The sequence below is a fragment of the Pseudomonas sp. PS01298 genome (assembly GCF_029959745.1).
GTDB classification, from domain to species: Bacteria; Pseudomonadota; Gammaproteobacteria; order Pseudomonadales; family Pseudomonadaceae; genus Aquipseudomonas; species Aquipseudomonas aylmerensis.
On record NZ_JASCPP010000153.1, the window covers coordinates 1 to 11,307 of the forward strand.

11 protein-coding genes are annotated in these 11,307 nt (G+C 62.7%); 7 read left to right on the plus strand and 4 right to left on the minus strand.

The window, feature by feature from the left end; translation table 11 throughout:
• The first annotated feature begins 109 nt into the window (after window positions 1–109).
• Window positions 110–805 carry a peptide-methionine (S)-S-oxide reductase MsrA gene (gene msrA / locus QMX97_RS29650; RefSeq protein ID WP_282398086.1) on the plus strand — a complete coding sequence of 232 codons (696 nt, stop codon included), beginning with the start codon at window positions 110–112 and terminating at the stop codon, window positions 803–805.
• A 111-nt stretch (window positions 806–916) separates the two neighbouring features.
• On the opposite strand, the gene QMX97_RS29655 is transcribed toward msrA, so the two are convergent.
• Together QMX97_RS29655 and QMX97_RS29660 are read right to left on the minus strand one after the other, a co-directional pair.
• Window positions 917–1,867 (minus strand): alpha-E domain-containing protein, encoded by a 951-nt coding sequence (locus tag QMX97_RS29655; RefSeq protein WP_120448562.1) that lies wholly within the window; start codon window positions 1,865–1,867, stop codon window positions 917–919.
• Between the two features lie 2 nt (window positions 1,868–1,869).
• Entirely contained in the window at window positions 1,870–3,279 is a 1,410-nt protein-coding gene (locus tag QMX97_RS29660; RefSeq protein ID WP_120448563.1) for a circularly permuted type 2 ATP-grasp protein, read from the minus strand.
• Window positions 3,280–3,676: 397 nt separating this feature from the next.
• On the opposite strand from QMX97_RS29660, the gene QMX97_RS29665 reads away from it, so the two are divergent.
• The 3 genes from QMX97_RS29665 to QMX97_RS29675 all read left to right on the plus strand — a co-directional run bounded on the left by QMX97_RS29665 (window position 3,677) and on the right by QMX97_RS29675 (window position 4,654).
• Complete coding sequence (locus QMX97_RS29665; RefSeq protein ID WP_065905174.1) at window positions 3,677–4,222, plus strand: hypothetical protein; 546 nt, start codon at window positions 3,677–3,679, stop codon at window positions 4,220–4,222.
• A gap of 73 nt (window positions 4,223–4,295) precedes the next feature.
• On the plus strand, window positions 4,296–4,508 hold the full coding sequence (locus QMX97_RS29670) for a hypothetical protein (RefSeq protein WP_065905176.1): 213 nt from the start codon (window positions 4,296–4,298) through the stop codon (window positions 4,506–4,508).
• 11 nt (window positions 4,509–4,519) lie between these two features.
• Window positions 4,520–4,654, plus strand: coding sequence for a hypothetical protein (locus tag QMX97_RS29675; RefSeq protein WP_256595100.1), 135 nt, complete (start codon window positions 4,520–4,522; stop codon window positions 4,652–4,654).
• Here the strand turns inward: QMX97_RS29675 and QMX97_RS29680 are convergent.
• Complete coding sequence (locus tag QMX97_RS29680; protein ID WP_282398087.1) at window positions 4,645–5,997, minus strand: sodium:proton antiporter; 1,353 nt, start codon at window positions 5,995–5,997, stop codon at window positions 4,645–4,647. The genes QMX97_RS29675 and QMX97_RS29680 overlap by 10 nt on opposite strands.
• 57 nt (window positions 5,998–6,054) lie before the next feature.
• Entirely contained in the window at window positions 6,055–6,981 is a 927-nt protein-coding gene (locus QMX97_RS29685; RefSeq protein WP_106803895.1) for a LysR family transcriptional regulator, read from the minus strand.
• A 113-nt stretch (window positions 6,982–7,094) separates the two neighbouring features.
• Here QMX97_RS29685 and QMX97_RS29690 point away from each other — a divergent pair, with 113 nt between their 5' ends.
• The 3 genes from QMX97_RS29690 to QMX97_RS29700 all read left to right on the plus strand — a co-directional run bounded on the left by QMX97_RS29690 (window position 7,095) and on the right by QMX97_RS29700 (window position 11,132).
• Window positions 7,095–8,060: an aldo/keto reductase gene (locus QMX97_RS29690; RefSeq protein ID WP_282398088.1), complete on the plus strand. Its 966-nt coding sequence runs from the start codon at window positions 7,095–7,097 to the stop codon at window positions 8,058–8,060.
• 216 nt (window positions 8,061–8,276) lie between these two features.
• Window positions 8,277–10,271, plus strand: a complete 1,995-nt coding sequence (locus QMX97_RS29695; RefSeq protein WP_120448567.1) for an aminotransferase class I/II-fold pyridoxal phosphate-dependent enzyme — start codon at window positions 8,277–8,279, stop codon at window positions 10,269–10,271.
• Between the two features lie 24 nt (window positions 10,272–10,295).
• Window positions 10,296–11,132: a transporter substrate-binding domain-containing protein gene (locus QMX97_RS29700; RefSeq protein ID WP_065905184.1), complete on the plus strand. Its 837-nt coding sequence runs from the start codon at window positions 10,296–10,298 to the stop codon at window positions 11,130–11,132.
• The last annotated feature ends 175 nt before the right edge of the window (window positions 11,133–11,307 follow it).

Genomic DNA, 11,307 nt, shown 5'->3' on the forward strand with positions numbered 1-11,307 from the left:
CGAATGCGCTGAAACCCTCGCCGAATGTGTTAGCTGACACAGCGTATTCGCGAGCAAGCCCGCTCCCACCGGTTGACCCCGTTGATTCAGTTGCACTGGAGTGACTGTGATGAAACTGCTCAAGATCCTGCCCGCCCTGGCTTTTGCCGCGTTCGTGGGCCAAAGCTCGGCCTTTTCCTTCGGCGCCACCGAAGACGCCGTCGCCATCGCGCCACCGGCGCTGGACCTGCCCGCCGAACCCGGCAACCTGCAAACCGCCGTGTTCGCCGGTGGTTGCTTCTGGGGCGTACAAGGTGTGTTCCAGCATGTGCAAGGGGTGAAAAACGCCGTCTCCGGTTATGACGGCGGCGCGGCGAACACGGCCCAATACGAGTCGGTCAGCGGCGGCGACACCGGCCACGCCGAATCGGTATCAGTGACGTACGACCCTGGCAAAGTCAGCTACGGCAAGCTGCTGCAGATCTACTTCTCGGTGGCCCACAACCCCACCGAACTCAATCGGCAGGGCCCGGATTCCGGCACCCAGTACCGCTCGGCGATCTTTGCGCAGAATGCCGAGCAGCAAAAAGTTGCCCAGGCCTACATCGCCCAGTTGGACGCTGCCAAGTCGTTCGATAAACCCATCGTGACTAAAATCGAGATGGGCAAGGCGTTTTACCCCGCAGAGTCCTACCACCAGGACTTCCTCACCGAGAACCCGTCCTATCCCTACATCGTGATCAATGACCTGCCGAAAGTCGCACAGCTCAAAAAGCTGTTTCCCGAGCAGTACCGCGCCGAGCCGGTGCTGGTCAAAAACCAGTAACCCCTGTGGGAGTGGGCTTGCCCGCGAATGCGCTGGACCCGTCAGTACCACTGTGACGGGCATACCGCTTTCGCGGGCAAGCCCGCTCCCATCTGTTGATCTGCTGCGTGGCTACACCACTTCCAGATACGAGCTATGGATCGCCCGCGCCAATTCACGCACGGTGTCGATAAACTCGGTCAACCGGCTGTGCAGCCCATCTTCGAGAATCTCATCGATCCCGGTGTACCGCAGCCGCGCTTCGAACTCCGCCGCCAGGCGCTGCGCCGTGCGCCCGTAACTGCCAGGCAGGTCGGCGAGGATATGGCTCAATTCCTCGATACACGCATGCAGCGAGCGCGGCACGTCACTGCGCAACAGCAGCAACTCCGACACCGAGCGCGCGTTCAAGGCATTCGGGTACAGCTCGGTATACGCCTCGAACGATGACAGCGCGCGGAGCAGGGCGCTCCACTGGTAGTAACCACGGGCCGAGAGGTCGCTGACTTCCTCTGATTCCTCGCCGAACATTTCATAACGCGCATCCAGCAGGCGCAGGGTGTTGTCCGCGCGCTCGACGAAGGTGCCCAGGCGAATGAACCGGTAGGCGTCATTGCGCATGATGGTCCCGGACGTGGCGCCCCGGAACAGGTGCGAACGCTGCTTGACCCAATCACAGAAGTGGCTGATGCCATGTCGCGCCAGGCCGCCGGCGGCGATGCTGCGCATTTCCAGCCAGGTGGCGTTGAGGTTTTCCCACATGTCGGCGGTGATGCGCCCGCGTACCGCATGGGCATTGCCCCTGGCCGCGCGCAGGCAGTTGTAGATGCTGGCGGGGTTTTCTTCGTCGAGCGCGAAGAAGTGCAACATGCGCTCGGCGTCCAGTTGCGTGTGGCGCTCCAGGTAACTGTCGAGGGTGCCGCTGCTGAGCAACGACATCGCCAGTTCATCCAGGCCATCGCTGCGCCCGGCCTGGGGCATCAACGACAACGAGTAACTGACTTCGAGCATGCGCGCGAGGTTCTCGGCGCGCTCCAGGTAACGCGACATCCAGTACAGATCTGCGGCGGTTCTACTCAACATACTCAGCCCTCCACCACCCAGGTGTCCTTGGTTCCACCGCCTTGCGACGAGTTGACGATCAACGAGCCTTCACGCAGGGCCACCCGCGTGAGGCCGCCGGGCACCAAGCGGGTTTCCTTGCCGGACAGCACGAAGGGCCGCAGGTCGATGTGCCGCGGCGCGATGCCGTTTTCGACAAAGGTCGGGCAGGTGGACAGGCTCAGGGTCGGTTGGGCGATATAAGCATGTGGACGCGCCTTGATGCGCTGGCGGAAATCCTCGATTTCAGCCGCGCTGGACGCCGGGCCGACCAGCATGCCGTAGCCGCCGGAGCCTTGGGTTTCCTTGACCACCAGTTCCGGCAGGTGGGCGAGTACGTGGGACAACTCGTCGGGCTTGCGGCACTGGAAGGTTGGCACGTTTTGCAGCACCGGCTCTTCATCCAGGTAGAAACGGATCATTTCCGGCACGTAAGGGTAGATCGACTTGTCGTCCGCCACGCCGGTGCCGATGGCGTTGGCCAGCACCACGTTGCCGGCGCAATAGGCGGCTACGAGGCCGGGCACGCCGAGCATCGATTCGGGGTTGAACGCCTGCGGGTCGAGGAACGCGTCGTCGATACGGCGGTAGATCACGTCCACGGCCTTGGGGCCGTCGGTGGTGCGCATGAACACCTTGAGGTCATGCACGAACAGGTCGGCGCCTTCCACCAGTTCCACGCCCATTTCCCGGGCCAGGAACGCGTGTTCGAAAAACGCGCTGTTGAAGCGGCCCGGCGTCAGCACCACCACATTGGGGTTGTCCAGGCGGCTGGAGCTTTTCAGGGTCTTGAGCAACAGGTTGGGGTAGTGGTCCACCGGCGCGATGCGCTGCTTGGCGAACACCTCGGGAAACAGCCGCATCATCATCTTGCGGTCTTCGAGCATGTAGCTCACGCCACTGGGCGTGCGCAAGTTGTCTTCGAGCACGTAGTACGTGCCGTCGCCGTCGCGCACCAGATCGACGCCGGAGATGTGCGAATAGATATCACGGTGCAGGTCGAGGCCGACCATGGCCTTCTGATACCCCTCGTTGCCCAGCACCTGGTCTGCCGGAATGATCCCGGCCTTGATGATGCGCTGGTCGTGGTAAATGTCGGCGAGGAACATGTTCAGCGCATTGACGCGTTGGATACAGCCGCGCTCGATCACGCTCCACTCACTGGCGGGAATGCTGCGCGGGATGATGTCGAAGGGGATCAGGCGCTCGGTGTCTTGTTCGTCGCCGTAGAGGGTGAAGGTGATCCCCGCGCGGTGGAACAGCAAATCGGCTTCGCGACGGCGCTGGGCCAGCAGTTCCGGTGGCGTGTTGGCCAGCCAGCGGGAGAAATCCTGATAATGCGCACGGCACACGCCGTTTGCGTCATTCATTTCATCAAAGAAAGATCGAGCCATTCCAGTACCTTGTCAGTGCCGAGGGACGCATGGGGTGGCACTGCCGCTTTAAAAAACGCATTTTTTTATGAGCCCGTGGCTGACGGTGCCACTGGGCCTGGTCCTTACTTTCTTATGGGGTCGGCTCTGGGTCGGGGGGTAACGAATGCTCCTGTATCCGGGCAGATGAATGGATAAAGCAATGCCTGTGCCGGATTGGGTGTACGCGGGGTATTTACCCGTTGGCGGGTAGCCGCTGACGATTGCAAGCCCGCTCACGGCAGGAAGCTCGCGTGTCCTGGCTCGGATGGAAGGCCACAAAGGGGCAGGGCGCGCACCACGCTGGTGCGTGAACAAACTTGAACTTCGACCCCTGCCGATTCTTCTAACAGGTCTCACACCAGCACGGAGCACGGACGTGCCCAGAATCATCTCACCCGACACCCCGGAATCGAACCTGACCGATCACAGCGAACACAACGCCAAGATCTTCGGTTCGCCCAAGGACCGCCTGGACTTCTACCGGCGCGAAATCCAGTACGAAACCACCATTCTCGCCAACCGCACCGACGCCTACCTCACTGCGCAGTCGTTCCTGGTGATTGCATTCGTCTCCGGCATGGGCAACCTCAATCCGGAATGGGGCAAGTTGTTCACCGTGGTCGTGCCGGTATTCCTGGCCGCGCTGGGGATCCTCAGTTCCCTCAACGCCTGGCCAGGCATCCGCGCCGCTTACGAAATCATCGACCATTGGCACTACAAGCAGAGCGAATTGCTGCGCAGCGAACCGGTGATGGGCATGGCCTATGACGAGTCGCCGCTGTTTTCCGAGATGGAGTCCTCCCACAAGGGCTATCGCAAGTCGCTGCTGTTCTCGATGCGCGCCCCGTGGTTGTTCATGGTGTTCTGGGTGTTGCTGGGGGCGTACGCGTTTTACATTCAGGTTGACAATCCTGGCTCTTAAGCAAGTTGAACTTCGGCTACCCGCGCGGGACCTTATCTTTACGCAGTCTGCGTTTTTTTCAACGAGGTGACCCATGAGCACAGACAACGATCCGCAAACCAGCAATCGCAACGACCCGGCGATCGACGGCGGCGAGCCGGCGCCAGGTACGGCGGCCGATGCGCCCAAAGATCCGAAGCCTGCCAGTGATCCCAAGGCCAAGGAAAACGACTACAGTCCAGACTTCAAGCCTGAGCCCGAGGTCAAGCCTGAAACCGATGCCGATATCGACACCCAAGGTGGTTAGAGGAGACGGTCATGTCTAAAGAACTGGAAGAAGAACTCAACGACCCCGGCAATGAAGACCCGGGTTCGTTGATGGATGATGCAGAAGTGCCGCTCAATGACCTGGATGAAGCCGCCGATGTCGGCAACACCGAAAATCAGGACTGAGCCTTGCCCTTGGCACGTCGTTCATACCACGCCAGCATCGGCTGGGTACTGAGGCCATGAACGACGATGCTCAAGGCGATCACTGACAGCGTCAGGTTCACCGCCACGGCGCTGCTGGTCCCGATCAAGCCGTGGTTGAGCGCGTAGAACAGGTAGTAAATGCTGCCGATCCCACGGATCCCAAACCAGCCCATCAAGCCGCGTTGCTGGCGATCGATCAGGCTGCCCCACGGAATGGCGAAGACGCTCAGCGGGCGAATCACACAGAACAGCAACGCCGCCAACGGCAGTGCGCGCCAATCCCAATGGCTGATCAGCACAATCCCCAGCACCGTCACCAGGAACACCTCCATCGAACGCTCCACCAGGCTGCCGAACGAGAGCATGTCGCCCATCATCACGCCGGCGGCAATCTGGCTATCTTCCAGCCCGCTGGTGTCGCCTTGCAGTGCGCGCTCCGGCTCCACTTCCAGATGCCCCACTACCGGCAATGCCAGGTGTTCCGACGGCGTCTGTGAATGGCCGGTTGAGCGGAATTCGGCCTGGCGCAGCCCCAATCCGGCGGCGAACACCGACAGGAAGCCGTAACCGCCAACGGCCTCGGCCGCCACATAGGCCAGGGCGATGAGGGCGAGGGTCAGGTAGTCATTCGGCGACAGCGTGCTGTCGCTGTTGGTGATGCGCAGCCACAGCGTTACGCGGCCAATGCCGCGCCCCATCCAATAGCCGATCAACAGCCCGGCCGGCACCGCCCACAGCAGGTTTTTCAGCACCCAGCCGCCCAGCCAGTCACCGTCGAAGCCGCCGTGCTGCATGAACACCAGGGCGAAAATCACGAACGGGAACGCCGTGCCGTCGTTGAGCCCGGCCTCGCCGGACAGGCCGAAACGCAGCGCGTCGTAGTCCTGGGCATTATTGACCTGCACCAGGCCCGCCAGCACCGGGTCGGTCGGCGCGAGGATCGCCCCCACCAGCAGCGATACCCCCCACGACAGTTCAAACAGGTAGTGCAACCCCAGGCAGATGCCGAGGATGCTCAACAGCATCACCGGACCGGCCATGCCGAACGCAATCCGCCAGGTGCGATGGCGCAGCGGCAGGCGCAGCTTGAGGCCGCTGACAAACAGCGAAAACAGCACCGCGACCTCGGTGAGGTGCTCCATCCAGCGTGCAGAGTGCTGGATATCCAGGTGCAACAGGTCCACCCCCAGCGGGCCGATGCCGACGCCCAGCAGCAGGCACACGGCCGAGGCGGTCACGGGCATCCAGCGCAGGTAAGAGGAGGTGAGGGCAAGGGTGAGCAATACGGCGCCGAGGACGGCCATCCATAGAATAAAAGTCATCGAGCAGTTACCGGGCCGTGGTCTATCCAGGTTTGAGAGTGGCGGCCCGGCGCAGGTTCAATGTGATTCCATCAACTGCGAACCGATGGTTTTCAGGCGGATCATGTCCATCAGTTGGCGCAGTCCCGGCTGCGATTGCCGGCGGCTCGGATAGTACATGCACAGCGGCTCGCCCACGCAGGCCCAGTCGGGCATGACGTCCACCAGGCGGCCGTCCGCCAGTTCCTGTTGCACGCGGTTGGCCAGGCAGTAGGCAATGCCGACGCCTTGCAGGGCGGCATGCACGATGGTTTCGGTATCCGCCGCGCTGAAGTGGCCTGGCACGTCGATGCGCTGCTGGCGTGGGCCATTGCCCAACTCCCATTTGTAGGGCGTCTTGTCGCCCAGGTACATGCGGATGCACGCATGCTGCAGCAGGTCCTTGGGTTGCTGTGGCGTGCCACGTCGGGCGAGGTAGGCGGGGGAGGCGACGGTGATCCAGCGCAACGCGCCCGTCAGCGGCACGGCGACCATGTCCTGAGGCACGGTGGCGCCGTAGCGGATGCCGGCGTCGTAGCCCTCGGCGACGATGTCGATCATCTGGTCCTGCACGATCAGGTCCAGGCGCAGCTGCGGGTAGGCGGCGCAGAAGTCCCCGAGAATCGGCGCCAGCAGCAATACCGCGGCATCGCGTGGCACGTTGAGGCGCAGCCGGCCGATGGGGGCTTCGCGGTACAGCTCCAGGGTGTCGAGGCCGTCCTGGATCGTGGCGAACCCTACGCTGAGTTTTTCCGCCAGCAGGGTGCCGGCGTCGGTGGGTTCCACGGCGCGGCTGGTGCGGTACAGCAGCTTCACGCCCAGGCGGGTTTCCAGGTTGCGCATGGTGTGGCTCAGCGCGGAGGTGGTCACGCCGAGTTCATGCGCGGCATGGCGAAAGCTGCGGCGGCGGATGATTGCCATGAACACGTTTAGATCGGCCAGTTCGGAACGGTTGAAGGCAGCCATTTCAAGTCTCTTTAGTGGGGCTTTGGTTGAATGCGGCATTGAGCCCTATTCAACCTGGGATGACCTAGAGTAATTGCTTTTCTAAGCATGTTGACGGTCAGGGGTTTTATTTCATGTACGTTGAGACCATCCGCATCGCCGGTATCGATACACCGGTCTCGCGAATAGCCCTCGGCACCTGGTCGATGGGCGGTCACCTGTGGGGCGGCGCCGACAACGAACAGGCGACCCGCACCCTTCGGCATGCGTTGGCACTCGGAATCAACCTGATCGACACCGCGCCGGTGTATGGCTTTGGTTTATCCGAACAGATGATCGGCAGGGCCCTGCGCGGCGTGCGCCACAGCGCCGTGATCGCGACCCAGGCCGGGCTGCATTGGGACGACGGCCCGCCAAGGCGCAACGCCACGGCCCGGCGCATCCGCAAAGCGCTCGAAGACTCGCTGGTGCGCCTGGACACCGACTACATCGATCTGTACCAGATCCACTGGCCCGACTCGCCGGTGGCCCAGGAAGAAACCGCCGATGAGCTGGAACGTTTGCGCCGCGAGGGCAAGATCCTCGCCGTCGGGGTGAGCAACTATGCCTCCACGCACAGGGATACTTTCAGCCAGCACACTGCGGCAGCCACCGTGCAACCGCCGTACAACCGGTTCGAACGCAGCATCGACAGCGCTATCCTGCCGTATGCCAGGCAGCATGGCCTGGTGGTGCTGGCCTACGGGCCGCTGTGCCGCGGCTTGCTCAGCGGCAACCTGCATGCGCAGCCCCCTTTCGCCGGGGACGCTGTGCGCACGCTCGACCCGACATTCAAGGCGCCGCGTTTCGAGCAGTACCTGGAAACGGTGGCCGCACTGGGTATCTATGCGCGCGAGCGCCACGGCAAATCGGTGCTGGCCCTGGCCTTGCGTTGGGTGCTCGACCAAGGCCCGACCATCGCGTTGTGGGGAGCCCGGCGCCCCGAGCAATTGCGCGGTTTTGAAGAAGCGTTTGGCTGGCAACTGACCCCTGAAGACCTGAGGAATATCGACCGTATCCTCGCCAGCACGATAAAAGACCCGCTCGGCGCGCCGTTGTAGCCCTGCGGGCACGTAACCCTGCGCCAGCGATGTCGGCGGCCAGACTCCGAGCCTTGCTCGGTGCAGGATTGGCATTCGCGACCTGTTCGCACGATAAACGACATCGCCCTGAATCTATCCATTGAACGACTGTTCAGTTTCAACTATGTTGACCGCATCCACCCGTTTGCACACAGACGGGTTCGCGCTGTTTCTTCTTGAACGAGAGGCTCTGGCATGCGGTTTTCCCCTTTTGTTGAGCGAATTGCGGGCCAGGGTGTAGCGGCCTGGGACATTCACCACGCCGCCTTCCAAGCCGCCAGCCAGGGCGAAGACATCATCATCCTCAGCGTGGGCGATCCGGATTTCGCCACGCCAGCCTTCATCACCGACGCCGCCGTCGACGCCCTGCGCGAGGGCGACACTCACTACACCGAAATCCCTGGCCGCCCGGCACTGCGCGAGGCGATTGCCGCGCGCTACAGCCAGACCCTGGCGCGGCCCTTGAACGCGGAAAACGTGATTACCGTGGCCGGTGCGCAGAATGCCTTGTTCGTCGCTTCGCTGTGCCTGTTGCAGGCCGGCGATGAAGTGCTGGTGCTCGACCCGATGTACGTCACCTACGAAGCCACCCTCAAGGCCAGCGGCGCGACGCTGGTGCGCGTGCCGTGCTCGCCGGCCTCCGGCTTTCGCCTCGACGCACAGCTGCTTGCCGCCGCAATCACGCCGCGCACCCGCGCGATCTTCTTCTCCAACCCGAACAACCCCACCGGCGTGGTCCTCAATGCCGAGGAACTGCAGGCCATCGCCGCGCTGGCCATCGCCCATGATCTGTGGGTGGTGGTGGATGAAGTCTACGAAAGCCTCGTGTTCGATGGCGAATACCACAGCCTGGCCGCGCTGCCGGGCATGGCCGAGCGCTGCGTGGTGATCGGCAGTCTGTCCAAGTCCCACGCCATGACCGGCTGGCGCATTGGCTGGCTGGTGGCCGCGCCGGCGTTGATCGTGCACGCCGAAACCCTGGTGCTGAGCATGCTCTACGGGCTGCCGGGGTTTGTGATGGAAGCCGCTACGGCGGCGGTGCTCGCCCACGATGAGGTCACTGCGGGCATGCGCGAGATTTACCGGCGCCGTCGCGACCTGGTGGTGAGTGGCCTGAGTGCTTGCCCCGGGATCCAGGTGCGGGCGCCACAGGCGGGCATGTTTGTGCTGGTGGATGTGCGCGGCACCGGCCTGGGCTCGCTGGACTTTGCCTGGCGGCTGTTGCGTGAAGCGGGCGTGTCGGTGCTGGACGCGGCGGCATTCGGCGAGCCGGCCCAGGGGTTCGTGCGGCTGTCCTTTACCTTGAGTGAAGAGCGCCTGGCCGACGCCTGCCGGCGCATCGCAGCGTTTGTCACGCGGCTCGCGGGTGAGCCGCGTACCGCGCCGGCGCCCATTGTCGAAGTGGCGCCGCCGGTACAGGCGAAGAAGATGATCGAAGTGATCGACCTGCATAAGCGCTTCGGCAATATCGAAGTGCTCAAGGGCATCTCCCTCACGGCCCACGAAGGCGACGTGATCTCGCTGATCGGCGCGAGCGGTTCGGGCAAAAGCACCTTGCTGCGCTGCATCAATATGCTCGAGGTGCCGGACCAGGGCAGCATTCACGTGGATGGCGAAAGCATCAAGTTGAACTATGGCCGCCCCGGCGCGCCGCTGGTGGCGGACGCCAGGCAACTGGTGCGCATCCGCTCGACCCTGGGCATGGTGTTCCAGAACTTCAACCTGTGGCCCCACCGCACGGTGCTCGAAAACCTTATCGAGGCGCCCACCCAGGTGCTGCGCGAAAGCCGCGCCGAAGCCATCGAGCGCGCCGAAGCCTTGCTCGACCGCGTCGGTCTGGCCGCCAAGCGCAACGAGTACCCGGCGTTCCTTTCCGGGGGCCAGCAACAGCGGGTGGCAATCGCCCGCGCGCTGGCCATGCGTCCCAAAGTCATGCTGTTCGACGAACCCACCTCGGCCCTCGATCCGGAACTGGTGGGTGAAGTGCTGCGGGTGATCCGCTCCCTGGCCGAAGAAGGCCGCACCATGATCCTGGTCACCCACGAGATGGCCTTCGCCCGAGATGTGTCTTCCAAAGTGGCTTTTCTGCACCAAGGCATGATCGAGGAAACCGGCTCGCCGGACTCGGTGTTCATCGATCCACGCAGTGAACGTTGCCGACAGTTCGTCAACGCGCATCAAACTCGCTAACTCCATAAAAAGACGGGGCAAATCATGACATTCAAACCCATGGCAAGCTGGTTGGGCGGAGCAGTATTGATGTTGGCCGCAGGTTTTACGCTGGCGGCCGAGAAACCTATCGTGTTTGCCGTTGCGGCCGAACCTTATCCGCCGTTCACGGTGAAAGGCGGCAACGGCCAGTGGTCCGGCTTTGAAGTGGACCTGATCCACAAGCTGTGCGAGGGCATGAAAGCCGAATGTCAGATCAAGGAAGTGGCGTGGGATGGGATCATCCCGTCACTGCTGGCGAAGAAGATCGACGTGATTTTCTCGTCGATGTCGGTCACTGACGAGCGCGAAAAACAGATCGCCTTCAGCCGCGCCTACTACGACTCGTTGCTGGGCGTGGCGGGGCCCAAGGGCAGTGAAGTGGAGATTTCCCCAGCGGGCCTCAAGGGCAAGTTGATCGGCGTGCAGATCTCCACGGTCAGCGCCAATTACCTGAAGAAGTACTACGAAAATATCGCTGACCTCAAGTACTACGACACCCAGGAATCGGCCAACGCCGACCTGATCGCCGGGCGCATCGACTACATGATGGCCGACGACACTGCCATCGCCATGATGGTCAAGACCCCGGAAGCCAGCGGCCTGGCGCATATCGCCAGTGTGCCGTACGACCCGATCATCGGCCGGGGCGTCGGCGCGGGGCTGCGCAAGGAAGACACCGAACTCAAGGCGCGCCTGGACAAGGCCATCGGCGAACTGCTGGTGAGCAAGGACTATGACGACCTGTCCCAGCATTACTTCGGCCTGTCGGTCAGCCCGTGCAAACGCACCGACACGCCGGCATATGTCAGCAAGGTGTGTGAGAGCCCGTATGCGCAATAGGTTTGGAGAAGTGGGAGGCTAGGAGGCAGTTGTGGTTTTGGTGTTGAGGTGGCTGTTGTGGTGAGGGGGCTGTTGTGGTTTTTGTGGTGAGGGGGCTTTTGTGGTGAGGGGGCTTGCCCCCCGTTGGAGTGCGCAGCGCTCCCGCTTTTCTTGGGGCCGCTACGCAGCCCAACGG

Excerpts from the sequence above, each read along its gene's own strand:
- QMX97_RS29680 (WP_282398087.1), bottom strand. The coding sequence starts at position 5,997 with ATGACTTTTATTCTATGGATGGCCGTCCTCGGCGCCGTATTGCTCACC.
- QMX97_RS29690 (WP_282398088.1), top strand. The coding sequence starts at position 7,095 with ATGTACGTTGAGACCATCCGCATCGCCGGTATCGATACACCGGTCTCG.
- QMX97_RS29695 (WP_120448567.1), top strand. The coding sequence starts at position 8,277 with ATGCGGTTTTCCCCTTTTGTTGAGCGAATTGCGGGCCAGGGTGTAGCG.
- QMX97_RS29700 (WP_065905184.1), top strand. The coding sequence starts at position 10,296 with ATGACATTCAAACCCATGGCAAGCTGGTTGGGCGGAGCAGTATTGATG.
- QMX97_RS29655 (WP_120448562.1), bottom strand. The coding sequence starts at position 1,867 with ATGTTGAGTAGAACCGCCGCAGATCTGTACTGGATGTCGCGTTACCTG.
- msrA (WP_282398086.1), top strand. The coding sequence starts at position 110 with ATGAAACTGCTCAAGATCCTGCCCGCCCTGGCTTTTGCCGCGTTCGTG.
- QMX97_RS29670 (WP_065905176.1), top strand. The coding sequence starts at position 4,296 with ATGAGCACAGACAACGATCCGCAAACCAGCAATCGCAACGACCCGGCG.
- QMX97_RS29660 (WP_120448563.1), bottom strand. The coding sequence starts at position 3,279 with ATGGCTCGATCTTTCTTTGATGAAATGAATGACGCAAACGGCGTGTGC.
- QMX97_RS29675 (WP_256595100.1), top strand. The coding sequence starts at position 4,520 with ATGTCTAAAGAACTGGAAGAAGAACTCAACGACCCCGGCAATGAAGAC.
- QMX97_RS29685 (WP_106803895.1), bottom strand. The coding sequence starts at position 6,981 with ATGGCTGCCTTCAACCGTTCCGAACTGGCCGATCTAAACGTGTTCATG.